General features: G+C 38.2%; 23 protein-coding genes, 1 riboswitch and 1 other annotated feature. Of the genes, 10 read left to right on the top strand and 13 right to left on the bottom strand.

Annotation, left to right across the window (positions count from 1 at the left end):
- Positions 1–2 precede the first annotated feature (2 nt).
- The 3 genes from AC6BKE_RS24940 (at position 3) to AC6BKE_RS24930 (ending at position 2390) form a co-directional block, all read left to right on the top strand.
- Entirely contained in the window at positions 3–926 is a 924-nt protein-coding gene (locus tag AC6BKE_RS24940) for an aminopeptidase (protein ID WP_089934503.1), read from the top strand.
- Between the two features lie 236 nt (positions 927–1162).
- Positions 1163–1630: an NUDIX domain-containing protein gene (locus AC6BKE_RS24935; RefSeq protein WP_036118781.1), complete on the top strand. Its 468-nt coding sequence runs from the start codon at positions 1163–1165 to the stop codon at positions 1628–1630.
- Positions 1614–2390, top strand: coding sequence for an alpha/beta hydrolase family protein (locus AC6BKE_RS24930; RefSeq protein WP_036118745.1), 777 nt, complete (start codon positions 1614–1616; stop codon positions 2388–2390). Before AC6BKE_RS24935 ends, AC6BKE_RS24930 begins: the two co-directional genes overlap by 17 nt.
- A gap of 92 nt (positions 2391–2482) precedes the next feature.
- On the opposite strand, the gene AC6BKE_RS24925 is transcribed toward AC6BKE_RS24930, so the two are convergent.
- Complete coding sequence (locus AC6BKE_RS24925; RefSeq protein WP_499858209.1) at positions 2483–3439, bottom strand: alpha/beta hydrolase; 957 nt, start codon at positions 3437–3439, stop codon at positions 2483–2485.
- A gap of 85 nt (positions 3440–3524) precedes the next feature.
- A complete protein-coding gene (gene pckA / locus AC6BKE_RS24920; protein ID WP_036118749.1) occupies positions 3525–5111 on the bottom strand; it encodes a phosphoenolpyruvate carboxykinase (ATP) in 1587 nt (528 codons plus the stop codon).
- 389 nt (positions 5112–5500) lie between these two features.
- Positions 5501–5619, top strand: a riboswitch (SAM riboswitch).
- Positions 5620–5876: 257 nt separating this feature from the next.
- On the opposite strand from pckA, the gene metK reads away from it, so the two are divergent.
- Entirely contained in the window at positions 5877–7073 is a 1197-nt protein-coding gene (gene metK / locus AC6BKE_RS24915; protein ID WP_058845047.1) for a methionine adenosyltransferase, read from the top strand.
- Between the two features lie 177 nt (positions 7074–7250).
- On the opposite strand, the gene AC6BKE_RS24910 is transcribed toward metK, so the two are convergent.
- On the bottom strand, positions 7251–7763 hold the full coding sequence (locus AC6BKE_RS24910; RefSeq protein WP_036118752.1) for a gamma carbonic anhydrase: 513 nt from the start codon (positions 7761–7763) through the stop codon (positions 7251–7253).
- Positions 7764–7897: 134 nt separating this feature from the next.
- Between AC6BKE_RS24910 and AC6BKE_RS24905 the strand changes: the two genes are divergently transcribed.
- Both AC6BKE_RS24905 and AC6BKE_RS24900 read left to right on the top strand, forming a co-directional pair.
- Positions 7898–8704, top strand: a complete 807-nt coding sequence (locus AC6BKE_RS24905; protein WP_036118754.1) for an alpha/beta hydrolase — start codon at positions 7898–7900, stop codon at positions 8702–8704.
- 127 nt (positions 8705–8831) lie between these two features.
- A complete protein-coding gene (locus tag AC6BKE_RS24900; protein ID WP_499858208.1) occupies positions 8832–10340 on the top strand; it encodes an alanine/glycine:cation symporter family protein in 1509 nt (502 codons plus the stop codon).
- A 59-nt stretch (positions 10341–10399) separates the two neighbouring features.
- On the opposite strand, the gene mnmM is transcribed toward AC6BKE_RS24900, so the two are convergent.
- On the bottom strand, positions 10400–10975 hold the full coding sequence (gene mnmM, locus AC6BKE_RS24895; RefSeq protein WP_499858207.1) for a tRNA 5-(aminomethyl)-2-thiouridylate-methyltransferase MnmM: 576 nt from the start codon (positions 10973–10975) through the stop codon (positions 10400–10402).
- Positions 10972–11928: a tRNA modification radical SAM protein MnmL/YtqA gene (mnmL, locus tag AC6BKE_RS24890; protein WP_036118760.1), complete on the bottom strand. Its 957-nt coding sequence runs from the start codon at positions 11926–11928 to the stop codon at positions 10972–10974. The genes mnmM and mnmL overlap by 4 nt, the downstream gene beginning before the upstream one ends.
- 236 nt (positions 11929–12164) lie before the next feature.
- Between mnmL and AC6BKE_RS24885 the strand changes: the two genes are divergently transcribed.
- The 4 genes from AC6BKE_RS24885 (at position 12165) to leuS (ending at position 18418) form a co-directional block, all read left to right on the top strand.
- On the top strand, positions 12165–13343 hold the full coding sequence (locus tag AC6BKE_RS24885) for an MDR family MFS transporter (protein ID WP_036118761.1): 1179 nt from the start codon (positions 12165–12167) through the stop codon (positions 13341–13343).
- Between the two features lie 146 nt (positions 13344–13489).
- Complete coding sequence (locus AC6BKE_RS24880) at positions 13490–13837, top strand: ArsR/SmtB family transcription factor (RefSeq protein WP_036118762.1); 348 nt, start codon at positions 13490–13492, stop codon at positions 13835–13837.
- 56 nt (positions 13838–13893) lie between these two features.
- Positions 13894–15636, top strand: coding sequence for a SulP family inorganic anion transporter (locus AC6BKE_RS24875; protein ID WP_499858206.1), 1743 nt, complete (start codon positions 13894–13896; stop codon positions 15634–15636).
- A 66-nt stretch (positions 15637–15702) separates the two neighbouring features.
- Positions 15703–15913, top strand: a binding site (T-box leader).
- 87 nt (positions 15914–16000) lie between these two features.
- Positions 16001–18418: a leucine--tRNA ligase gene (leuS, locus tag AC6BKE_RS24870; RefSeq protein WP_141905339.1), complete on the top strand. Its 2418-nt coding sequence runs from the start codon at positions 16001–16003 to the stop codon at positions 18416–18418.
- 137 nt (positions 18419–18555) lie between these two features.
- Here the strand turns inward: leuS and AC6BKE_RS24865 are convergent, their stop codons facing one another.
- The 8 genes from AC6BKE_RS24865 to AC6BKE_RS24830 form a co-directional block, all read right to left on the bottom strand.
- Positions 18556–19737 (bottom strand): NupC/NupG family nucleoside CNT transporter, encoded by a 1182-nt coding sequence (locus tag AC6BKE_RS24865; RefSeq protein WP_499858205.1) that lies wholly within the window; start codon positions 19735–19737, stop codon positions 18556–18558.
- Positions 19738–20203: 466 nt separating this feature from the next.
- The gene (locus AC6BKE_RS24860) at positions 20204–21466 is read right to left on the bottom strand and encodes a permease (RefSeq protein WP_340811912.1); all 1263 of its coding nucleotides are present in this window, start codon (positions 21464–21466) and stop codon (positions 20204–20206) included.
- 4 nt (positions 21467–21470) lie between these two features.
- Positions 21471–22169, bottom strand: a complete 699-nt coding sequence (locus AC6BKE_RS24855; RefSeq protein WP_499858204.1) for a response regulator transcription factor — start codon at positions 22167–22169, stop codon at positions 21471–21473.
- Between the two features lie 38 nt (positions 22170–22207).
- Positions 22208–22960: a sensor histidine kinase gene (locus tag AC6BKE_RS24850; protein WP_198695852.1), complete on the bottom strand. Its 753-nt coding sequence runs from the start codon at positions 22958–22960 to the stop codon at positions 22208–22210.
- A gap of 37 nt (positions 22961–22997) precedes the next feature.
- A complete protein-coding gene (locus tag AC6BKE_RS24845) occupies positions 22998–23990 on the bottom strand; it encodes an ABC transporter ATP-binding protein (protein WP_499858203.1) in 993 nt (330 codons plus the stop codon).
- Positions 23987–25000, bottom strand: coding sequence for an ABC transporter ATP-binding protein (locus AC6BKE_RS24840; RefSeq protein WP_058845054.1), 1014 nt, complete (start codon positions 24998–25000; stop codon positions 23987–23989). Before AC6BKE_RS24840 ends, AC6BKE_RS24845 begins: the two co-directional genes overlap by 4 nt.
- Before the next feature lie 14 nt (positions 25001–25014).
- A complete protein-coding gene (gene nikB, locus AC6BKE_RS24835) occupies positions 25015–25935 on the bottom strand; it encodes a nickel ABC transporter permease (RefSeq protein ID WP_036118771.1) in 921 nt (306 codons plus the stop codon).
- A 14-nt stretch (positions 25936–25949) separates the two neighbouring features.
- Positions 25950–26852, bottom strand: coding sequence for an ABC transporter permease (locus tag AC6BKE_RS24830; RefSeq protein ID WP_058845055.1), 903 nt, complete (start codon positions 26850–26852; stop codon positions 25950–25952).
- Positions 26853–26996 lie beyond the last annotated feature (144 nt).

The following is a 26996-nucleotide window of genomic DNA, read 5'->3' as shown; positions in this document are numbered from 1 at the left end:
TTATGCAACATTTACATGATATTGCACTTACTATACTAAAAGGTAATCTAAATGTTCAATCATCTGAAACACTGTTAATCTTAACAGATATTCATAAGCAAGATATTGCGCAAATCTTTTATAAAGCTGGGCAATCTATTACAGCGAAGACAATGTTGATGGTAATGCCGCTATTAGATAAATCTGGACAGGAGCCAATCCAAGCTGTTTCGATGCTGATGACGAATGTCGATGTCACGCTTTGTATTACCTCGCACTCATTAACACATACAGCTGCTCGTAAAAACGCCTGTGAACAGGGTGGCCGAGTGGCGACAATGCCAGGTGTTACAATGGATATGCTAGAGCAAGGTGCGCTACATGCAGATGCACAGGAAATAGAAGATATGGTAGAAAAATATGTTCATTTACTTGATGCAGCAAAAAATATTCGCATTGACAAAGACGGGCATACATTAACGTTTAGTGTAGAAAATCGTTTGGGAATTCGTTCTACAGGTGTTATACGCCAAGCTGGAGAGCATGGAAATATCCCTTCTGGAGAATCTTATATTGCACCACTAGAAACATCTGCGAATGGAGAGATTTTAGTGGATGGTTCGATTGCTAATATAGGTGTTTTAAAGGAGCCATTATTATTAAAAATCACGAATGGTCGTTTAGAGGAGGCAATCGGTCCTGATGGTCCTCAATTACTTGCTTTACTTGGTGAAGGAAATGGTAGAATCATTGCAGAGTTTGGCATCGGAGCGAATAAAAGTGCCATCCTATGTGGTAATGTACTAGAGGATGAGAAGGTGTATGGGACAATCCATATTGCATTTGGTAGTAATAAGCCATTCGGTGGAGCAAATATGGCTGATGTCCATATTGATTGCGTTGTGAAAAACCCCACTGTCTATTTCGATGGTCAGCAAGTCATCTAAGGAAAAGCGTGTCTTCATATGAAGCACGCTTTTTTGCTTTACCTCACTATAGTTTACAGTTGCTTGTCTTTGTAGGATTACACTATAGTTAACATAGATAAGCTAGAGGAAAGGAAACATTTTGCATCTAGCATTCCGTTAAACTAGGAACCAACATTAGATCCTGTCCATAAAATAGGAGCAAAGAATAGGTATAGCTTCTATTGGTCATCAAGAAAGAACGTGAGGTTGAAAATATGCTAACATTTACAGATTTACATGGTCTACAAGTAGATTTGAGTTTTTCAAGAGGGGAATTTGAAGTCGAGCCAAAGCACGTCCTTGTTTTGTTAAAGCATGAAAATAAATGGCTATGTACTATTCATAAACGACGTGGTGTAGAGGTGCCAGGGGGCAAATTAGAGCAAGGTGAAACTTTAGAGGAGGCGGCTATTCGGGAAGTTTTCGAAGAGACGGGTGTCCGTGTGAAAAATCTCCAATGGTTCGCAGAATATGCCGTTCATGATGCCATTGTGTTTTGTAAATCTGTTTTTACTGCACAATTTTTAACGCAGGAGGACATTGAATTTGATTTAGAAACATCGGGTATGCTTTGGCTAACGGATGAAGAATTTGCTCATCATCCTAATTTAAGCTTTCATATGAAGGATGAGGGTATGAAGAAAATGCTGGAGGAGTTGAAAGACCGTGACATACAATGGTGAAATTGTGGAAAAACGTGCCTATCCCTCACCGAATCCAGCCATACGACTAACAGAAATAACCTATCTATCACAAGGCTTACGTATAAAAGGATTATTAGCAGAGCCAAAGGCAGAAGGTACATATGATGGTTTTTTATATTTAAGAGGGGGCATGCAAAGCATTGGGATGGTAAGACCTTCACGTATTGCCCAATTTGCTGCACAGGGCTTTATCGTTTTTGCCCCATACTATCGTGGAAATCGTGGTGGAGAAGGCCGTGATGAGTTTGCAGGAGCAGACCGTTATGATGCTGTTTATGCCGTAGATGTTCTCAAGCAATATTGTAATGACAATATACATGTTTTTGGTTTTTCTCGTGGGGGAATTATGGCTCTTTGGACAGCCATTTTAAGAAAGGATATTACCTCGGTCGTCACATGGGCAGGTGTTTCGGACGCAACAGCCACTTATTGGGAACGTACGGATATGCGCAGAATGATGAAGCGTGTAATTGGCGGAACACCGAATCGTGTACCAGAAGCATATGATGCGCGAACCCCACTTTTCGAGATAGAGCAGATCACTGCGCCTGTATTAATCATACATGGCTATCGTGATGAAAATGTAGATATCGAACATGCCAGACAACTAGCCTTTTTTTTAGAAGATGCGAATAAATCATACGAAACCTGGTATGATCCAGACCATGCACATCAATACCCACCAGCAAAAAATCGTGAAACCGTCCGTGCACTTTGTGAATGGATGAAACAGCAATGAATGATAAAAAAATACCCCCTTCCTTAGAATAGCTATCCGCTTCAGGCAAGATAGCTATGCTAAGGAGTAGGGGGGCAATAAAGGGGTGATGATTATTTCATGTTACTTTCTAAAAATTGTTGTATGGTAGCCCAGTAAAGCTCGCTTGCAACACTTTCTGCGCCACCATGCCCAGCTCCCTCAACAATCAACTTTTGCTTTGGTACATTTGCCGCTTCATATACTTCATTCAACATGGTAGATGGAACGAACGTATCGTTGTCTCCATGAATAAACAACATGGGTGTCTTCGATTTTGCCACTTGTTCAACTGCACTCGCTTCACCTAATGTATAGCCTGCTTTTAGTTTCGTCACTACAGAAGAGAAATGCATGATTGGAAATGCAGGTAAGTGAAAGATTGCTTTCAACTGATAGGAAAATTCATCCCATACTGAAGAATAGCCACAATCCTCAATGATTGCTTTAACGTTTGTTGGTAAATTCTCTCCTGAAGCCATCATGACAGTGGCTCCACCCATCGAAACACCATAAAGTACAATTTCAGCGCTCTCATTTAAGCTGACAATGTGATTGACCCATGAAACAACATCAAAACGATCATGCCAGCCCATGCCAATATAATCTCCTTCACTTTTACCATGGCCTCTCGCATCTGGAATAAGTACATGATAGCCCATATCATAAAAATGTTTAGCATACTTTGTCATTTGTGCGCCTTCGCTTGAATAGCCATGAAAGATGATAGCCCATTTGTCAGTGGGGTGATCATTTTGGATGGAGTAAGCATGGAGCTTTAGCGAATCATAGGATTGAAGCGAAGCATCTTCATATTGCTTATGAAACCATTGCTCAGTTGTTTCTTTCTCTTTAGCTTCCTGAGGATTGACAGCTATTACATTATGAGGTGCATCTAGCACTGCTGTTTTATCAGTGTCAGGATTTAATGCCAGATTATAAAAGTAATTTCCTGCAAAAAAACCAGCGCCAACAAATAAAGCTAACAACATTATAAGAATAGAAAATAGTATTTTATATTTTTTTGTCATATGTATCTCCCTAATACTAGCTACCTTCAAGGTAAAGAAAAAGAGAACGAATGAATTCGTTCCCTTTGATTCTTGTGTCTAGTCGTTATTTTAATGGGCCACCAAGTGTAGTAATGGCATCAGAAACGTTTGAGAATTTCTTGAAGTTTTCGTTGAATAAGCCTGCAAGTTCAGCAGCTTTCGCATCATATGCAGCTTTATCTGCCCATGCTTCACGAGGATTTAACACTTCTGACGGTACACCTTCAACTGCTGTTGGAATGTGTAAACCGAAGACAGCATCTTGTGTCGTTTCAACATTTGTTAATTTTCCGTCGATTGCTGCACGTACCATTGTGCGTGTGTAAGACAGCTTCATACGGCTACCTGTACCATATTCGCCACCAGTCCAACCAGTGTTCACTAGGAATACTTGTGCACCATGCTCGTCAATTTTTTGACCTAACATTTCTGCGTACACTGTTGCTGGAAGTGGAAGGAATGGAGAACCGAAGCAAGTAGAGAATACTGGTTCTGGCTCTGTTACACCGCGTTCAGTTCCAGCAAGCTTAGAAGTGAAACCGCTTAGGAAGTGATACATTGCTTGCTCTTTTGTTAATTTACTGATTGGAGGTAATACGCCAAACGCATCAGCTGTTAGGAAGATGATTGTTTTTGGATGACCTGCAACAGAAGGATCAACAATATTTTCGATGTATTGGATTGGATAAGCTACACGAGTATTTTCTGTTAATGAACCATCATCATAGTCACAAATACGAGTTTCTGGATCAACAGCTACGTTTTCTAAAACAGAACCGAAGCGGATTGCATTGTAGATTTCTGGTTCTTTCTCAGCAGAAAGGTTGATTGTTTTTGCATAGCAGCCACCCTCAATGTTGAATACACCATTATCAGACCAGCCGTGTTCATCGTCACCAATTAGCTTACGATCTGGATCAGCGGATAATGTCGTTTTACCAGTACCAGATAGACCGAAGAATAATGCCACATCGCCAGCTTCACCAACGTTTGCTGAACAGTGCATTGAAAGGATACCTTGCTGTGGTAATAAGTAGTTCATGATACCAAAAATAGATTTTTTCATTTCACCAGCATATTCAGTACCACCGATTAAGATCATTTTCTTTTCAAGTGATACAATGATGAAAGTTTCAGAAGCAGTACCATCAACTGCAGGGTCTGCTTTAAAGTTAGGAGCAGAGATGACAGTGAAGTCTGCAACATGAGAAGCTAATTCTTCTTCAGTTGGACGGATAAATAATTGATGAGCAAAAAGGTTGTGCCAAGCGTATTCATTAATTACTTGGATGCTTAATTGTGAATCTTTGTCAGCACCTGCGAAGCCTTTAAATACGAATAACTCGTCACGTTCTTTTAAATATTTTATTACTTTTACATATAAGTTATCGAACACTTCAGAAGAAATCGGTTGGTTGACTTTACCCCAGTCAATTTGATCTTTTGTGCTTTCTTCTTCTACCGTATATTTATCTTTAGGTGAACGACCAGTGTATTTGCCAGTTTCTGCACGAACTGCGCCATCTACTGTTAACATTGCTTCACCACGAGATGTAGCTTTTTCTGCTAATTGTGGTACTGAAAGTTGAACATTAATGTTACCGCCGTTTAATAATTCCTTCAGTTCGTTTGCAATTTCTACTGAATTCATCGATTAAATACCATCCTTTTTTATAGTATTCCCTTGATTTAGAGGGATTTTTTCTTAATTTCAAAAATAGTATAACACAATTGCTTAAATAATCTATACTAATTAAGAAATTATTTTAGAGTTTTTATCACTTTTCAATAAACTGACAAAAAATAATGTTTTTCGAGTAGAATCCGATCAATCCTACTGTAATTAGGCGCAAAAATTGAGCCACACATATGTTACCACAAGTAGCTAGGTATGTTGTAGGGATTAATTTGCTTCTATTTACATCATCATCCAAGTATGAAAAGTTTTTGTGTAATCAGTTCCTTCCTTTCTATACAGTAATACATAAGAAAATATTTGACAACGTTCAACCTTTTCAGTAACATGAAAATGAACGGATACTCTTATCCCGAGCTGGTGGAGGGTCAGGCCCTGTGAAACCCGGCAACCTGCATGTTTTATTTCACAGCATGCGTTGGTGCCAACCTGATGCAAGGGAACATCCCTTGAACGATAAGAGTGAAAGGTTACGAAGTCATTATTCCTTTCCTCATGTGCAGTAACGTGAGTAAAGGATTTTTTTATTGCTAAAAAAGAATGTAAAGGTAAGTATATGTAGTTCTTTCCTTATTATAATGACAGATCTTTCGAAATCCTCGTGTTAAAAGCAGCAGTAACGGCTTGAGAGTTCAATCCTTAGGAGCGGACTTGACATGGGTAATGAGTACCGTATTCATACACAACTACTTTTTGTAAGAGTAATAGGAGGAAAACCAAATGACAAACCGTCGACTGTTTACATCAGAGAGTGTAACAGAAGGACATCCAGATAAGATTTGTGACCAAATCTCGGATGCCATTTTAGATGCTATTTTAGCAGAAGATCCAAATGCACGTGTAGCGTGTGAAACAACTGTCACAACAGGATTAGTATTAGTAGCAGGAGAAATAACTACTTCTACTTACGTTGATATTAAAGGTATCGTTCGTGATACTGTAGCAGAAATTGGCTATACACGTGGTAAATATGGCTTTGATGCTGAAAATCTAGCGGTGCTTGTAGCTATTGGCGAACAATCGCCTGATATTGCACAAGGTGTTGACCAAGCTTTAGAGGCTCGTGAAGGCTCTATGACAGATGCTGATATTGAAGCAATTGGTGCTGGTGACCAAGGTCTAATGTTTGGTTATGCATGTAATGAAACACCTGAACTAATGCCATTGCCAATCAGCTTAGCACATAAATTAGCACGCCGATTAACAGAAGTTCGTAAATCAGGTGAATTAGCGTATTTACGTCCTGATGGAAAAACACAAGTAACGATTGAATATGATGACAATAATGTACCTGTGCGAGTGGATACAATTGTTATTTCAACACAACATGATGAAGAAGCAACACTTGAACAAATTCAAGCTGATCTGAAAGAATTTGTTATTGCACCCGTTGTGCCAAGTGAATTATTAGATGCAAACACGAAATACTTTATTAACCCGACTGGCCGTTTTGTTATCGGTGGACCTAAAGGGGACGCTGGTTTAACAGGACGTAAAATCATTGTTGATACATACGGTGGTTATGCACGTCACGGTGGTGGCGCATTCTCTGGTAAGGATGCAACAAAGGTAGACCGTTCAGCGGCTTATGCGGCACGTTATGTAGCAAAAAACATTGTAGCAGCTGGCTTGGCAGAACGCGCTGAGGTACAACTTGCCTATGCGATTGGTGTGGCTCAACCAGTTTCCATTGCGGTTGACACATTTGGTACAGGTAAAGTGAAAGAAAGCGCAATCGTAGAGTGGGTACGTGAGCTATTTGATTTACGTCCAGCAGGTATTATTAAAATGCTAGATTTACGTCGTCCGATTTATAAACAAACGGCAGCTTATGGTCATTTTGGTCGTACAGATTTAAATGTACCATGGGAACAAATCGATAAAGCAGATGCTCTACGAGAAAAGGCACATCTATAAACTATTGAGCTAAAGTAATGAAGACATTAGAAAATTATTCTAATGTATTAAAAAGGAAAGGGGCAATATTGTCCCCTTTGTTTTACAAAAAATCCCTCGCTACGATCCGTGAACATTTTGGTTACACGGAAATGCGAGGTATTTTTTTCGTTAATATTGAATTTTTGTGTATATTGTTTACTTCTGAAGGGATTTATAATATTGTCCTTTTTCTGCATATTCGCGCACGATACGTTCCATATCCTCTTTATCTTCTGCATTTAATTCACGGACTACTTTTGCCGGACGACCTAATGCTAAACTATTCGGAGGAATGACTTTACCAGGAGGTACTAGGCTTCCTGCCCCAATAAATGCACCCTCTCCAATCTCTGCCCCGTCTAATATAATGGAGCCCATACCAATTAAAGCATTTTTGCGAATTGTACAGCTATGTAAAGTGACTTGGTGTCCAACTGTTACCTCATCTTCAATAATTAGCGGAAATTTTGGGCTTTGATGTAAGCAACAAAGATCTTGGATACTGACACGTTTCCCAATAATGGTTGGGGAAACATCACCACGAATGACCGTATTAAACCAAATGGTTGTTTCAGCACCAATTGTTACGTCGCCCGTAACAGTTGCGTAATCAGCAATGAAGACAGATGGATCGATCTTTGGCATTTTATCTTTAAATGGATAAATCATGAAAATCGCCTCAATTCTTTCTATAATGTAGTATTATCGTATCAAATACGCAACTTTATGGAAATATAAAATTAAAATGAGCTATTTATTTCGATATAATCAATGTGTAATTATTTTTTAGGAGGACTATGTGAATGTGGAAATGGGAAGCTGAAGGACAAGCAAAGGCTGTGATTGCTATAGTTCATGGTGCATATGAAAATCACCGATGGTATGCATGGCTGATAGAGAAATTAAGATTGGAAGGCTTCCACATAGTCATGGGAGATTTACCTAATCATGGCGTGAATGCAAGGTTTGCTCGTGTCCATGATGAGGACTTCAAATTGTACAATAAATATACAAGAAATCTGATTGAGAATGCTTTTTCATATAATTTACCAACTTTTGTAATAGGACATGGGCTTGGAGCAACGTTAGTTCTTCACACAATGCAAAAGAAGCAATATGAATGTGCAGGCATTATTTTGACATCACCGTGGCTGCAATTAAAGCTTTTACCAGGTAAATTATCAAATGCTTTAACGAGTCTAAGTGCATTGACTGCAAATGTTAAAATGACTCACAATATTTCATATGAGAACCTTACACGCAATGTTGAAGGTAGGGACGAAATGAAAGATGAGGTACCATTCATGTCAGTCGTTTCAGTGAAATGGTATCGAGAGCTTCAGCAGATGATGAAAAATTTAGTGATGCTTCCAAAAGGTGAATTTCCGAATATGCCTATGCTCATTATGACAGCTGAGAAAGATAAAATTACGGAAACACGACAAACTCGAAATTGGCTCCATCAACAAGAGTTTACAGAGTTTCAATTTAAAGAATGGGCAAATTGCTATCACAATTTATTTCACGAAGTAGAACGAGAAGAGATTTTTATGTATATTCGTGATTTTATTAATAATGCTCTTCGAAGAATCGGTTATATCATTAAATAGGTTTTATCCCTTCCATTTACTAGAAGACTTACTTAAATATTGTTACTTAAATATAATATTGTAATTTTCAGAAAAGTGTAATACTATAATGACTTAAAGTATGGTATTTTCAAATTGGAGGGGTATAATGGAGGTAATCGTTGGTAAGTTGAATGGCATTTTATGGGGTCCGTGGTTTATTTATGGTATTTTATTGATTGGACTTTTTTTCTCAATCATCACAAGATTTCTACAAGTTAGACACGTTAAAGACATGTTTGTTTTAATGTTTAAAGGGGAGAAATCGGAAAAGGGGATTTCATCTTTCCAAGCAATGTCGATTGCATTATCAGGCCGTGTAGGTACTGGTAATATTGCTGGTACTGCAACTGCAATTGGGATGGGGGGACCTGGTGCTGTCTTTTGGATGTGGGCAATCGCTTTCATTGGTGCGGCTACCGCATATGTAGAGTCAACATTAGCACAAATCTATAAAGAAGAAAAAGATACGGAATATCGTGGTGGACCAGCCTTTTACATAGAAAAGGGAATGGGTCAAAAATGGTTTGCAGTTATTTTTGCTGTAGCTGCGTTGATTGCAATGCTAATTTTAATGCCAGGTGTGCAGTCTAACGCCATTGCAGGAGCTGTTGAAAACGCTTTTGGTCTGGATACATGGATTACAGGACTGATTATTGTAGTGTTGTTAGGTGCTATTATTATTGGGGGAGTTAAATCTATCGCGAATGCTGCCCAAATCATTGTACCGTTCATGGCATTAGCATACATTATTATGGCTATTATCATTATTGCTATGAATATTTCTGAGGTACCTACAGTCTTTGCTTTAATTTTCTCAAGTGCCTTTGGTGCACAAGAGATTTTTGGTGGTATCATTGGTTCTGCGATAGCTTGGGGAGTGAAGCGTGGCATCTATTCCAATGAAGCTGGTCAAGGAACAGGGGCGCACCCTGCTGCTGCTGCGGAAGTATCACATCCTGCTAAACAAGGGATAGTACAAGCGGCGTCTGTGTACATTGATACATTATTAATTTGTTCTGCTACTGCATTTATGATTTTATTTACAGGTATGTACAATGTACATGATGAAAAGGCCGCTGAAGGAGCAGATCCATTTATCCATATTGGGGAATTCAATAGTGGCGGATTAGCAGGCGATGAGCAAATGACATTTGCGAAAAGTATTGAAGCAGGTGCTGCTTATACACAATATGCAGTTGATTCATCATTACCTGGTTTTGGAGCTCCATTCGTAGCAATCGCGTTATTCTTCTTTGCCTTTACAACAATTATGGCCTATTACTATATTGCTGAAACGAATGTCGCCTATTTATTCAGAGGTAGCACGGAGAAGATTTTCATTTGGATTGCGAAAATTGCCATTTTAGTTGCTGCCTTTTATGGTACAGTCCGTACGTCTGACCTAGCTTGGGCAATGGGAGATGTGGGTCTTGGACTAATGGTTTGGATTAACGTTCTTGCTATTTTAATTATTATGAAACCAGCTATCGTAGCATTAAAAGATTACGAGAAACAGAAAAAAGAGGGGAAAGACCCTGTCTTTGATCCTCGTAAACTAGGCATTAAGGGTGCAGATTTCTGGGTTGATTATAATGAGCAACGTAAAAATAAATAGTAAATGACGAAGGCTATCTACTAGTTTCTATTAAACTAGTAGATAGCCTTTTGCATGTATTAAATAGGAAATTCTTTCATTTTCTCTAACGCAATAACGAAGGGTGGATCATTTTGTTGATTGAGAAACTCGTATTTTAAGACATGTACATATTTTTGTGGAAGCCTACTAACATAGTCCATGACCGTATCTCGTTCTTCCTTACCACCAGGATGACCATGATAAATAACAAGAATGATTAGGCCGCCAACCTTCAAGAGCTTTAGTAATTCCTCAATAGCTTGTGTCGTTGTAGCGGGTTTTGTAATAATGTCATGATTGCTGCCAGGTAAATAGCCAAGGTTGAAAATGGCTGCAGCTACAGGCTTGTGTACATACTGTGCTACGTCTTCATGCCCTTTATTAAGGACCAGTGCACGATGTTCTAAACCGTGATCTAAAAGACGAAGGAGTGTTGCATCAACCGCTTCTTTTTGAACATCAAAGGCATAAACTTGTCCATTATCTCCCACAAGCTGTGCTAGAAACAATGTATCATGACCGTTTCCAGCAGTAGCATCAACGACCGTATCTCCCTCATCTATACTGTCCTTTAAAAGCTGCTGTGCATATTGTAAAACACGTTGTAGTTTCATTTTGTAACCTCAGCCTTATAAAACTTCCCTTGCCAGCTGCCACGACGTTCAAGCTCGGCATCAATACCATTCAATACTTCCCATTTATTGACGCTCCACATTGGTCCAATCATTAAATCAATCGGTCCATCGCCGGTAATACGATGAATGACCATTTCAGGTGGGAGAAGTTCTAATTGATCTGCTACTAGTTTTGTATAGACATCCTGATCTAAAAATTCTAACATGCCTTTTTCATATTGCTTCACCATTGGCGTCCCTTTTAGTAGATGTAGTAAGTGGATTTTTATGCCTTGGACATCTAGCTGTGCTACTGCTCGAGCAGTTTCCATCATCATGTCATAGTCTTCAAGAGGCAGGCCATTAATGATATGTGAGCAAACACGTATGCCATGCTTGCGCAATTTTTCAACGCCTTCCACATAGGTTGCATAATCATGGGCACGATTAATCAGATTCGCTGTTTTTTCATGCACGGTTTGAAGACCAAGCTCAATCCATAAATACGTACGCTCGTTTAACTCTGCTAAGTATTCCACGACATCATCTGGTAAACAATCAGGACGAGTAGCAATGGAAAGGCCAACAACACCTTCTTGTGCTAAAGCAGCTTCAAATTTTTCCTTTAAAACTGGCAGTGGGGCATGTGTATTTGTATAGGCTTGGAAGTACGCCATATATTTGCCGTCCTTCCATTTCTGATGCATTTTGTCTCGGATTTCAGCAAATTGTACATCGATTGGATCTACCTTATTACCGGCAAAATCACCAGAACCTGCAGCACTGCAAAATGTACAGCCACCAAAAGCGACTGTGCCATCACGGTTTGGACAATCAAAGCCTGCGTCTAATGCGACTTTAAATACTTTATGTCCGAATTGATCACGTAAATAGCGATTCCATGTATAATACCTTTTTCCTTCTGAAGGAAAAGGAAAATTCGTTTCTGTCATTTATTTCACTCCTCTAACGCTTTATTCTATCATGTGCTTTTCGTTCCGTCATGGGGGAAGGGCTTGATCGTTACATCGATGAAGAAAAATTGTAACGAAAACAAGAAAAAGACTTTTAAAACTTAGTTAAAGTATGATGGCATACTTGTAAAAAGGGTAAAATTATTTTTCTTGTGCTTTTAAGGTTTTCAGCATAAACTAGCTATTTAGAGAGGCGAAATAATGGAGGTCATCATATGCCAAAACGTGTTTGGTTTTTACTTATTGGAATGCTTGTGAACACAACAGGTAACTCTTTTTTATGGCCTTTAAATGCCATATATATGCATGATTATTTAGGGAAAACTTTAGCGATGGCTGGTTTTGTCTTAATGCTCAACTCTGCTGCTGGAGTATTGGGCAATCTATTAGGTGGTTACTTATTTGATAGAATCGGTGGCTATAAGGCGATTATGTTTGGCATCCTGCTAACGATTGCTTCATTAATAGGCTTAACAATTTGGCATGGTTGGCCACATTATGTGTGGTTTTTAACGATACTAGGCTTTAGTGGGGGCATCGTTTTTCCAAGTATGTTCGCATTAGCAGGGGCTGCATGGCCTGAGGGCGGACGAAAAGCCTTTAATGCGATCTATTTGGCACAGAATGTCGGTGTTGCAGTTGGCCCTGCTCTTGCGGGTATAGTGGCTGATTATCAATTTGATTATGTTTTTAAAGTGAATTTAGGCATGTATATTTTATTCTTTTTTATTGCTTTATTTACATTTAAACGTTTAGAGGCAGGCAGTATTGCCCCTAAAAATGTCGTCAGTGAAAGTAAACGAATTGTTAACAAAGCACCATTCTATGCTTTGTTAATTATTAGCGCATCCTCAGTGTTATGTTGGCTTGCATATTCTCAATGGAGTGCTACTATTTCATCCTATACTCAAGATTTAGGCTTAGGGTTAAAGCAATATAGTTTACTTTGGACAATAAATGGTTTGCTTATAGTTGTAGGTCAGCCACTCATTGCACCGCTTGTGAAAAGATGGGAAAACAATTTAAAGCGTCAGCTCGTATTTGGTGTAATTCTGATTGCCCTATCGTTTGGAATCATCGCCTTTGCAAGTGATTTTAAAATGTTTGGAGCCGCGATGCTTGTTTTAACGTTTGGTGAAATGTTCTATACCCCAGCATTACCAACCATCGCGAATCAACTCGCACCAAAAGGTCGACAAGGATTCTATCAGGGCATTATCAATAGTGCAGCGACAGGTGGTCGGATGATAGGGCCATTATTCGGTGGGATAATGGTGGATCAATTTGGCATGATACCTCTTGTATTAACTTTAGTGGTAGTTGTGCTGTTGGCTATTATTCCATGTTTAACTTATGATTATCCTTTAAAAAAGAATAATATCGTTGCAGATTAATAGTAGGCAAGGAAAAGAGCAAAAACGAGTGATCAGCACTTGGTTTTGCTCTTTTTTTATTGAAGCTATTGAAAAATAATCGATACAGGCTTACAATCATACATATTCAAATATTTGAATATGTAGTAATGTGGAGGGTGTTTTTTATGGAAGAGGGTTTACAACAATTTAAGGCGGATTTTTTTAAAGCATTAGCACATCCGTTACGCATTAGAATACTGGAACTCCTTGTAGAAGGTCAGAAAAGTGTCAATGAGATTCAAGATTGCTTAGAGAAAGAGGGTTCTGCTGTTTCTCAGCAATTAAGTGTATTACGCGCCAAAAATATCGTTTATGGTGTGAAGGAAGGTAAAAAAGTCTACTATTCTTTAAGTGATCCGATGATTGGTGAATTACTTGGGGTGGCAAAGGATATTTTCAATAACCATTTAGTTAACACCATTTCGAGATTAGAGGAAATGACGAGCAATGAAGGTGACGAAGGCAATAAGTAAATCAAAGAAGTTGAAAAATTATGCTTTGCTTATTATTTCGAAGGGAAGATTTATCTATGAAGTCACTGTTTACAGGACGCTTTGAAGGGTATTCTGTTCATCACGTCAAGAAGGATCTATTATCCGGAATTATAGTTGGGATCGTCGCTATTCCACTTGCCATGTCTTTTGCCATTGCATCGGGGGTGAAACCCGAATATGGGATTTATACCGCCTGTATTGCGGGTATTCTTATTTCTCTTTTTGGTGGATCGAAATATCAAATTGGTGGGCCAACAGGGGCGTTTGTACCGATTTTATTAGGAATTGTCATTACCTATGGCTATGAGGATTTATTACTTGCAGGATTAATGGCTGGGATTATGCTTTGCTTAATGGGCATTTTTAAGTTAGGATCTTTAATTAAATTTATACCTCGCCCTGTTACAGTTGGTTTTACAGCAGGTATAGCAGTTATTATTTTTACAGGGCAAATTGCCAACTTTTTAGGGTTAACAAATGTTAAAAGACATGAGTATTTTATTGCCAATATACAAGAAATTATGAAGCAGCTTGGAACGACCAATATGTATAGTATTTTGACGGCTGTTATCTGTTTTGTGACAATACTGATGACGCCGAAGTTTTTCCCAAAGGTTCCTGGAGCATTAGCAGGTATTGTTGTTTCTACACTTGTGGCCACTTTCCTCTTTACAGGACATGTTGCTACGATCGCGACAGCTTATGGGCAAATTCCGAATTCATTGCCTCATTTTGCTATACCTGATATCACCTTTGAACGCCTACAACTGCTTATTGGACCAGCGTTTGTCATCGCCATGCTAGGGGGCATAGAGTCACTACTATCGGCAGTCGTTGCAGATGGGATGACGAATAGTAAGCATAACAGTAATCGAGAGCTGATTGGTCAAGGAATTGCTAATATCGTGACGCCTTTGTTCGGGGGGATTCCAGCTACAGGTGCTATTGCACGGACTGCAACTAATATTAAAACAGGTGCAGTATCGCCTATGTCAGGTATCATACACGGAGTATTTGTTTTAGTTACATTATTGCTATTAGCACCATATGCGTCTCATATTCCATTAGCAAGTATGGCTCCTGTATTGATGGTTGTAGCTTGGAATATGAGCGAACGACACCATTTCTCACATATTGTGAAATTAAAATCGGGTGACTCGCTAGTGTTATTGATTACCTTTTTATTAACGGTGTTTACAAGTCTCACATTAGCAGTGGAAGTAGGGCTTGTATTAGCTGTGCTATTATTTGCAAAACGCATGAGTGAAAAGCTTGTTGTGACAAAGGTACTCCCAGACCATTCAAACAAAAGTGGGAAGGTACAGCCCCATGTCGTTCACCAGCAGCATGATTGTCCGCAAATTAGCATGTATACAATTGAAGGACCATTGTTCTTTGGGGCTGCCCAAATGTTTGAACAAAAAATTGAAAGCACTTTGCATCAGCAACCAAGAGTTTTGATATTGCGAATGGGGAAAGTGCCCTTTATGGATTCCACTGGTGAAGCATATTTTAGCAATATCATTGAAAACTTTACAGCACAGGGTGGTAAAATTCTGGTAACAGGTGTGCAAGGTGATTTAAAAATAGCTCTTCAGCACAATGGTATTTACGATAAGATTGGAGCGCATCATTTTTATCAGCATACTGGAGAAGCGATTACTAAGGCTCTCGGCTATTTGGACACAAAGAAATGCATCGGATGCCAGCATTTTGCTTTTCATGAATGTAAGGATTTATCAAAATCTAAGGAAGAAAAGGAATTAATTCTTCAGTAATGGGTTAGTCTGTAAACAAAGGCTTGTGCTTTTCAATACTTTCCATTAGAATAAATGCAATATCATGTAAAGACTGTGATGAGGAATAGTAAATTTGTCGTTCTTTTTAGAGAGCTAGCGGCTGGTGGGAGCTAGTAAGAAAGCAAGTTGAACTCGCCTTCTGAGTCTGCCCGCGTGAAACAGCGTGTGTCGTTTCTTCCGCGTTAAGGAAGCTTGAGCCGAGTGTAATCACTAATTTGGGTGGTACCGCGGGAGTACAAATTCTCTCGTCCCTTCTATAAGAAAGGGACGAGTTTTTTTATTTTTTAAATATTTTGTCAATTATGATGAAGAGCAACATGATTCAATCGAAGGAGGAAAAAGAATGAGTTTTAATCATCTACAAATTGAAAAAAAGTGGCAGCAATATTGGGCTAATAACAAAACATTCAAAACTGAAAATGAAACAGCGAAGCCTAAATTTTTTGCATTAGATATGTTTCCATACCCATCTGGCGCTGGACTACATGTAGGACATCCAGAAGGATATACAGCGACAGATATTTTATCACGCTTTAAACGTATGCAAGGCTACAATGTATTACATCCAATGGGCTGGGATGCTTTTGGTTTACCAGCTGAGCAATATGCACTCGATACAGGAAATGACCCAGCAGAATTTACAGCTAAAAATATTGCAACTTTTAAACGCCAAATTCAAGAGCTAGGATTCAGTTATGATTGGGATCGCGAAATTAACACGACGGATCCAGAGTATTATAAATGGACACAATGGATTTTTATCCAGCTTTATAAAAAAGGTTTAGCCTATGTGGATGAAGTAGCTGTTAACTGGTGTCCAGCGCTTGGTACGGTATTGGCTAACGAAGAAGTAATTGATGGGAAATCAGAGCGTGGTGGGCATCCAGTAGAACGTCGACCAATGAAACAATGGATGCTTAAAATTACTGCGTATGCTGATCGTTTAATCGACGACCTAGAAGAAGTTGATTGGCCAGAATCTATTAAAGATATGCAGCGCAACTGGATTGGTCGTTCAGAAGGGGCAGAAGTAACATTTGCTATTGATGGTTCAGATCAAAACTTCACGGTCTTCACAACACGTCCAGATACATTATTTGGTGCTACATATTGTGTACTTGCGCCTGAACATAAATTGGTAGAACAAATAACGACAGCTGAGCAACGTCAAGCTGTTGAGGCATATTTAGAGAAAGTGAAAATGAAATCGGATCTTGAGCGCACAGATTTAGCAAAAGAAAAAACAGGCGTATTCACAGGTGCTTATGCCGTGAATCCGATTAACGGGAAAAAAGCGCCGATTTGGATTGCTGACTATGTGTTAGTGTCTTACGGTACAGGTGCTATTATGGCGGTGCCAGCACATGATGAACGTGACTATGAATTTGCGACTGCATTTGGTTTAGACATCGTTCCTGTACTTGAGGGTGGGGACATTAGCAAAGAAGCATTTACAGGTGATGGTCAACATATTAATTCTGAATTCCTTAATGGTTTAAATAAAGAAGATGGCATTGCGAAAGCAATTGAATGGTTAGAGGAAAAAGGCGTTGGAGAGAAGAAAATTTCTTATCGACTACGTGATTGGCTATTCTCACGTCAGCGTTACTGGGGTGAACCAATTCCAATGATTCATTGGGAAGATGGCACGATCACACCTGTTCCAGAATCAGAATTACCATTAGTGCTTCCAAAAACAGATAATATCCGTCCATCGGGTACTGGTGAATCACCATTAGCTAATATTGCTGAATGGGTAAATGTTGTAGATCCAGAGACAGGCAAAAAGGGTCGCCGTGAAACAAATACAATGCCACAGTGGGCTGGGTCTAGCTGGTACTTCTTACGCTATATCGACCCTACAAATACAGAGGCGATTGCAGATCCAGAGTTACTAAAACGTTGGTTACCAGTAGATATTTATATTGGAGGAGCGGAGCATGCAGTACTGCACTTACTTTACGCTCGCTTCTGGCATAAAGTTCTTTATGATCTAGGTGTTGTTCACACGAAAGAGCCATTCCATAAATTATTTAACCAAGGTATGATTCTTGGTGAAGGTAATGAAAAAATGTCTAAATCGAAAGGTAATGTTGTAAACCCAGATGAAATCATTTCATCACATGGTGCCGATACATTACGTTTGTATGAAATGTTCATGGGACCACTAGAGGCATCTGTTGCATGGTCAACAAATGGTTTAGACGGGGCACGTCGTTTCTTAGATCGTATTTGGCGTCTATTTGTTAATGAAGAAGATGGTGCTATTTCATCAAAAATTCAAGTGTCTAACGATCAAACACTTGAAAAAGCATACCACCAAACAGTGAAAAAAGTGACAGAGGATTACGAAGGTATCCGCTTTAACACAGCTATTTCACAGATGATGGTATTTATCAATGATTGCTATAAAGCTGACGTTATTCCAGCAGAGTATGCGGAAGGCTTTGTTAAAATGCTAGCACCAATGGCGCCGCATATTGCAGAAGAGCTATGGCAGCTATTAGGCCACGATTCAACACTTTCTTACGAGCAATGGCCAACATACGATGAAACGAAGCTTGTGGATGATGAAGTGGAGATTGCCGTGCAAGTGGCTGGTAAAGTCCGTGCAAAAATCGTCGTAGCGAAAGATGCTTCAAAAGAGGATATCGAAAAAGTAGCGCTTGCTGATGAAAAAGTACAAGAATATATGGCAGGAAAAAACCTAGTGAAAATTATCGTTATTCCAAGCAAACTTGTCAATATTGTCGTTAAATAAAGAGACATAAATTAAAATGTACATTACTAAATGAAATTTTAGTGATGTACATTTTTTATTTTTCGTGAAGAGTTTATAGTGGATAATTTAAAAAACTACACTCCATAACTATCGGAGTGCAGTTCAAATGATGATGTTTAAATAATCAATCCAACAATAATAGCTGTTAGGATACTGACAAGTGTGGCTCCGTACAATAACTTTAAGCCAAAACGAGCAACGACATTACCTTGTCTTTCATTCAACCCTTTAACTGCTCCGGAAATAATACCGATGGATGAAAAGTTGGCAAAGGATACAAGGAATACCGAAATAATGCCCAGTGTACGTTCACTCATGGACTCTGAGACGTCGCCAAGGTTGATCATGGCAACGAATTCATTCGTTACTAATTTAGTGGCCATTATTCCACCAGCTGAAACAGCGTCTGCCCATGGGATACCCATTAGGAAAGCTATTGGTGCAAAAATATAGCCTAATATTTCTTGGAAAGAAACACCGATAATCATATCAAACAATGAATTGATTAAATCCATTAATGCTACGAAACCAATTAGCATGGCTCCAACAATGATGGCTACCTTAAAGCCATCCATAATATATTCACCAAGCATTTGGAAGAAAGCTTGCTTCTGCTCATCTTCAATGGATAAGATATCTTCCTCTTCTTTTACGGTATACGGATTAATGATGGAAACAATTATAAAACCACCAAATAAGTTTAACACAATCGCCGTTACGACATACTTTGGTTCAATCATCGTCATGTACGCGCCAACAACTGACATCGAGACGGTCGACATCGCGGATGCGCATAATGTATACATACGCTGTGGCGCAATCTTATCTAATTGTTTTTTAACTGTAATGAATACTTCCGATTGTCCAACCATTGCGGAAGCAACAGCATTATAGGATTCCAATTTTCCCATTCCACTTACTTTACTCAACAGTAATCCTATCCATTTCATGAAGAAAGGGAGAATTTTAAAATGCTGCAAAATCCCAATTAAGACTGATATAAAGACAATCGGTAATAATACAGCTAGGAAGAACGGAGACTCTCCTTCATTTGCTAATCCACCAAAAACAAATGATATCCCTGCATTTGCGTAAGACAATAAATGATCAAATACTTTGGTGATTCCTTTGATTAAAACAAAACCAATTGTCGTATTGAGTAGTAGAGCTGCCAATAAAAATTGGATGATTAACATCACCACTATATATTTATATTTTATTTCTTTTTTGTTTTTACTCATTAATAAAGCTAGGGCAAAAACAAGTAACAATCCACAAAAGGATATTAAGTATCTCATAAGTTCCTCCATAAGTATGTGTAATAGTTTTGTCCTGATGTTCTAAATTCAGAAGAACAGCTAAAGATCTTAATTAGTCAGACGTCAGACAAACAATCTCACTATAACAGTTTTTTTGCTAGTTATTCAATAGATAATAGAAAAAAAGTATGCAACAGGGCATACGAATACGATAAATACAGTTCTATAACAAGAAAAGCTCATGTCAAAACACTTTTTTATTGTGTGAAGTTTTTAAAATTTTATGACCAATGTGTAAATGAAAACGTAGGAAACCAACTAGGGAAGTGAAAGTGTATAGGCGTGTTTGGGAAGTTCTGACCATTGTGGCAAACGTACGAGTGGTGTTATTTAAAGATGTAGAAGAAGGTATTCAGGATGTATTTTTTTACCTAATCATTATTTACGAAAACATAAAAGACATATATTTAGTTAACTACAGACTAATGCCTGACCTCCATATATTTTAGGGTTCAGGCATTTTTTCTATAGTATCGGTCTGAAGCATTAATTGATAAATGCTAGAGATCATAAAGCTAGTTGCTAATCCGTAAAGTGCATTGAAGCTTAGGGCAACGCCAATTCCTATGAGGATAGATAGCAGTATGACAAACCAACTATGTTTATGAATACGGCGATTCGTAAATAAAAGAATTAACATAAACGGCAGTATGGTAATGTGCAGGAACGCGAAAGAATAAATAACCCCTAAAATCGTTAAATCGATAGATAAGAAAAAGGTAAGTAAAATGACCATAAGTCCAGTTAAGTAAAAATAATAGGGTCTTTTCTTCATAAAAAATCGTTTTGTTGCACGCATATCTACAAGCAAGGACGTCACAACGGCTAACAGGACAATGACAAGGAAAGCGAATGTCAGAAACCCTGGCTGTACTTCATATAAGAACGTAAAAATTAGCACTTGAAACTGACCAAAGGAGCCACTGTATAAAGCAATCATTAAAATAGCTGTAAAGGATAATGTTAATAATGCTAAAATCACGCCTGATGAAAATAGGCTTCGACGTATTTTTTTGGGCTTGATAAATGCAATTAAATACCATGTTGATTTATCGAAAAGTACTTGTCCTAAAACGGCTAATTGAATAATGACATAGAACAGGAGGATTTCGCTATTTTTAAAATAAAATAAATAAGGGTGGTATAAGCGAATGCCTTCATAAACGGTGCTTGCTCCATTTTGTACAAAGTAGTAAATAGGGATAAAAATAAGCAATGAAAACAGGGCGATGATAAATAAAATTTCTAGCCACAGTATACTTTTCACAGACATGATGCGATCAAGCAGTAACATACCGGTTAGAAATAAAAAAAGCGTAATGGGTATCGGGATATTTAACATGATTTCAGACAAGACACTAATGCTAATTAATTGAATTAACCAAAGTTCAATGCTTGTCAAAAGGTAAAACAGTCGTATCACTTTTAAATTCATACCACTCAATTTTTGTTGTATGGTAAAGAGTAAAAAGCTTTGTGTATGCTGGTTTTGCTTGTAATTCCTTTTATTTAACAAGGAGCTCACTACAATAAACGAAATAGCTGTTGCTAATGTATAACAAATGCCTGCCATAAAGCCATAAGAAATAAGAGCTGAGGGAGAGGACAATAATAAATTACCGTTAATCCATCTTGCTAAAAGAATGATGACGCCTGCTGCTGTGCTTAAACTTGCAAATGGTACGAGCAATGAATAATTTTTTAACATACTATCAAATACCTTTACTCATTTTAGCGGATTTATATTGACGTGGCGATTGATTATACTTTTTCTTAAAGGCCACACTAAAATAGTGTTGGCTATTAAATCCACAGCTCTCCGCGATTGCAGACATGCTTGCGTCCAGGTTTTCATTTATTTTCTTCACGGCCATTTCGAGGCGGTAATTATTTATATACTCATTAATGCCAATAGACTGCTCCTCCAAAAATTTACGACTTAAGTAGCTTGGATTCAAATGGATCTTTTCTGCAATAATATTTAAACCGAGCTTTTCATAATAGTTTTCATGGATATAGGAAAGCGCACTTTGAATCGCATCATGGTTGGAGCTCCATACTTTATATTTCTCCACAATCGCATCTAATTCACTAGCAATAACAGGTTTTGTAAGATAATCTTTTACCCCGATACGTAATGCTTGCTGGGCATATTCGAAGGTCTGATAAGCAGTTACCATAATAATGTCTACATCATAAAGCCCTTTTAATTCTTTACTTAAGGTGATTCCATCTTTCCCAGGCATTTGAATATCCAAAAAGGCGATAGTCATACGGTGCTTTTTAGCTAATTGCAGTGCTTGTGAGGCATCCTGAGCAGTATGGAATGTCCAATTAGGGAAATGTGGCTTTAATAAATAAATCATTTGCTCAAGCTCTAAAGGTTCATCATCTGCGATTAAAATATTCATGTTGAGATTCTCCTTTCGCATTCAAATTAGTAGAAAGCCTAAGCGGGAACATGGATCGTTACAGTGTAAAAATGTTGATCGTTTTGAATTGAAAATAAAATACTTTCGAGTCCATAAATAAGCTCGAGTCGTTTTCTTATATTTTCTAGACCATAACCTTGCTGCAATTCATCTTCTACTTGCTCAATAGCCGTTTCTATCTTTTCTGATGGCTGTGTATTTTTAATTTCAATTAATAAAAACTTGTCCATTTTCTTTATATAAATGGAAAGTTCTGCCGGTCCTATATGCTTTTCAAAGCCATGTTTATATGCATTTTCAATAATGGTCTGGAGAATAAATGGTGGTATTTGTACAGATAAGGCTGCATCATCAACATACTTATGGATCGTCAAACGATGTCCAAAGCGTAGCTGTTGAATATTTAAATAGCTATCGACAAATAGCACCTCGTTTTTTAAAGCAATTAACACCTCATGATTATTGTATTTAAATTTAAAAAACGTTGCTAAGGCCTCAATGCCCGCTACCAAATCTTCCTTTCGATTGATGCGGGCTAGGCTCAGTAATGAATTTAATGCGTTAAAAAAGAAATGGGGCTGTATTTGCTGATTTAGCTGAAGAATATTGGCTCTTTGTAAATCTTGCTTTAGCTCTAAATTTCTTTTTTCTTCCTCTAGGCTATCAATTTGTTTTTCGAAAATAAATATAAAAGTAAGCAGAAAAGCTCCAATAATTGGAGCGATTACACATAGGAGAATATATATGTTGAAGGTTTCTAGTTGTAACATAATGACCTCTCCATTGAATTTATAAGTGTAAGTTACATTAAACTAAATTTTCTGCAAAATGGCAAGCTACCTTATGTGTTGCGGTGATTTCTCGTAATGCTGGAACTTCTGCTTTACATTTCTCTGTGGCGAATGGACAACGTGTGTGAAAGCTACAGCCAGTAGGAGGATTAAGAGGTGACGGTAGGTCTCCTTTTAAAATAATGCGCTCCTTGCGATGTTGTTTGTCGATTACTGGAATAGAAGAAAATAATGCTTTTGTATAAGGATGATATGGCTGTGTGAAAAGGGAATGCTTATCAGCAATTTCGACAACCTTTCCAAGATACATGACCATGATACGATCTGAAATATGTCGAACAACACTTAAATCGTGCGAGATAAATAAAAATGTTAAATCTAAATCCCGTTGTAGCTGCTTTAATAAATTTAAAATTTGTGCTTGAATAGAAACGTCTAGCGCAGAAACCGATTCATCACAAATAATAATTTTAGGGTTGACTGCAAGAGCTCTTGCAATTCCGATACGTTGACGCTGACCACCAGAAAATTCATGTGGATAGCGCTCTAAGTATTCAGGACGTAATCCAACAAGCGACATTAATTCAATCATGCGTGCCTCTTGTTGTTCAGGTGGTACTATTTTTTGAATAGACATGGCCTCTGTTAACATTTTACGAATGGTTCTTCGTGGGTTAAGGGATGCATAAGGATCTTGGAAAATAATTTGGATGTCCTTGCGTGCAGCACGTAGCTCTTTTTTGTTCATATTCACTAAGTTTTTACCAAATAACATTACTTCTCCAGAAGTAGGTTCATCTAATCTTAAAATAGAACGCCCCGTCGTTGATTTTCCGCAGCCAGATTCTCCAACAATGCTAAGTGTTTCACCAGGCATAATGTCAAAGGAAACACCATCCACAGCTTTTACAATTTGCTGAGGACCGAAGAGCTTTTCTTTTTTTAAGAAAAAATGTTGTTTTAAATTATTTACTTGTAATAGTGGCTGTGCTTGCTGCTCTTTTATCATATGGTCATCTCCTCCATAAGTGTTGCTCCCTGCCATTCCTTACTGTACATCCAGCATCTTACTTTTTTCTCGTGCTCCACAGTCATAAGCTCAGGTTGTTGTTCATGACATAAATCTGTAGCAAATGGGCAACGTTCTGCATAACGACAGCCAACCGGATAATTGTATGGACTTGGAACAGTTCCGTGAATAGTAGATAATTCTTCTTGCTCTTCATAGAGCTTTGGTAATGATTGTATTAATCCATTTGTATAGGGGTGTAACGGTTTTTCAAAAAGACTTTCTGTTGTGCCTTCTTCTACAATCTGCCCCGCATACATCACAGCAATTTTATCGCAAATTTCTGCTACAACACCTAGATCGTGAGTAATGAAAATAATGCTCATGCCTAATTGCTTTTGCAGATTTTGTATAATTTCAATAATTTGAGCCTGAATGGTTACATCAAGTGCCGTTGTAGGTTCGTCTGCAATTAAAACATCTGGTGTACACGCTAATGCCATTGCGATCATAATGCGCTGACGCATCCCACCGCTTAACTGGTACGGCTCCTGCTTCGCTCTTTTTTCTGGTGCAGGAATTCCCACTAGACGGATCATATCGACGGCCTTTTGCCATGCCTCTTTACGTGATAAACCTTGGTGTAAGCGAATAGATTCAGCAATTTGCTCCCCAACGGATAACACAGGATTTAGACTTGTCATAGGCTCTTGGAAAATCATTGATATTTTATTGCCTCGAATTTTGCGTAATTCCTCATCTGATAATTTTAAGATATCTGTATTATTTAAGAAAATCTCACCGTTGATGATTTTACCAGGAGGTGACGGTACTAAACGAAGTAACGATAGGGAGGTCATTGATTTCCCACAACCAGATTCACCAACAATGCCTAGCGTTTCTCCCTTTTGAAGTATAAAGGAAACACCATCCACAGCTTTGGCAACGCCTTCACTCGAATAAAAATAAGTTTGTAAATTTTTTACTTCTAACACGGTATTTTGTTTCATCGCTTTTTCCCTCCCTAGTTTAAATCCATTCGTTTATTAAAAATTCGATATAATATGTCTACGAAAAGATTAATGAAAACAAATATTAATGAGGCTACGAGAACGCCGCCTTGAACAACAGGTATATCTCGTGTACGAATAGCATCTACAATCATTCGTCCTAAGCCGTTGACAGCGAACACAGATTCTACTAATACTGTTCCCCCAAGTAAACTACCAAACTGTAAGCCTACAACTGTAATAACTGGAATTAAGGCATTGCGTAGTGCGTGTTTTAAAATGATAATATAACCTTTTAAACCTTTCGCCTTCGCTGTTCGAATATAGTCTTGGTTCACAACCTCTAGCATACTAGAGCGAGTCATACGCGCAACGATTGCAGCGCCACCAGCACCTAGTGTGACCGCTGGTAGAATAATATGTTTGGCACTATCCCAACCTGCTACAGGAAGCCAGTGTAGCTGTACAGAGAAAACATACATCAATAAAATACCTAACCAAAAACTTGGTAGGGAAATCCCTAATAAGGCGACAATCATTAGTCCAACATCCATAAACGAATATGGACGGATTGCTGAGATGATGCCGGCAATCAACCCCAAAATAATAGTGATTAAAATACTATAAAAGGCTAGCTCAATTGTAATTGGTAAACGTGCAGTAATTTCCTCAAATACAGGTTGTTTATTTTTTAACGAATGCCCCATATCTCCCTGTACAAGATTTTTAATATAATCTGTATATTGGATAGCTAATGGTTTATTAAGCCCTAAATTTTCACGTAATTCTTCAACCGTTTCTTGAGAAGCTCCTTCTCCTGCTAAAATAATGGCGGGATCACCGGGGATCATTTGCATAATTAAAAAAACAACAAGCGTTACACCAAGGGTCACAGGAATAATTTGAGCGAGCCGTTTTATGATAAATAATGTCATGTGTCTTCTCTCCTTTAATTTTTCATTCTTGGGTCTAGCGCATCGCGTAAACCATCGCCAAATAAGTTAAATCCTAAAACAAGGATGGAAATCATAATACCAGGGAATAGCGCCATATAAGGAGCAGTAAATAAGAAATCTCTTCCGTTTGATAGCATGGCACCCCATTCAGGAGATGGTGGCTGTGCCCCTAATCCTAAAAAGGATAGACCTGCCGCAGATAGAATAGCCGTTGCTAAACGCATAGATGCTTGTACAATAATCGGTGATAAAATGTTCGGGAAAATATGTTTAATTAAAATCGTCATATCATTTGCTCCGAGTGTTTTGACAGCATCGATATATTCTAGTTTTTTAACTTCCATTGTCGAGCCACGTACGATACGAGCAAACATGGGGATAGAGAAAAAACCTACTGCAATTGTGACGTTAATTAGACTTGGCCCTAATGCACTAACAATAGCTAGAGCTAATAAAATACCTGGAAAGGCAAGCATGATATCTAAAATTCGACTAATAATAGAATCAATCCATTTACCATAATAACCAGCGATAAGTCCTAGGAATGTGCCAATCGACCCACCAAATAACACAGCTGAAATACCAACTCCAATGGATAAGCGTGAACCATATAAAATTCGACTTAAAATATCTCGTCCTTTGTCATCGGTGCCCATTAGATGATCTAAACTTGGCCCTTGTAATTTTTGATCTAACTGTACGTCGTAAGGATCATAAGGTGCTAGAATAGGTCCGATAAGAAACATCAATATATAGAGAAGAATGATGATGCCCCCAGCGACCGCCGCTTTATTTTTTTTTATTTTGTTTAGGAAAGAGACAAGATTCTTTTTTCTAGAGGCCTTGCGTGCATTCACTAAAACAGAATGATCGATAGTAGTAGTTACTTTATCCATATCGAATCTCCTTTTCTATTTGATTTGTTTTCAATTTAGTGAAAAGCGTAAAGAATGTAAATGATTAATGGAGTATTAGTCAGAAAATTTAAAAAACATGTAAAGATTTTAAAAAACAAGTGAATTTTATTTCTTTATAATTCG

The organism is Lysinibacillus sp. COL-1, from assembly GCF_059814265.1.
The sequence above is the reverse complement of the archived record's forward strand: the minus strand, read 5'-3'. Positions and strand labels throughout refer to the sequence as shown.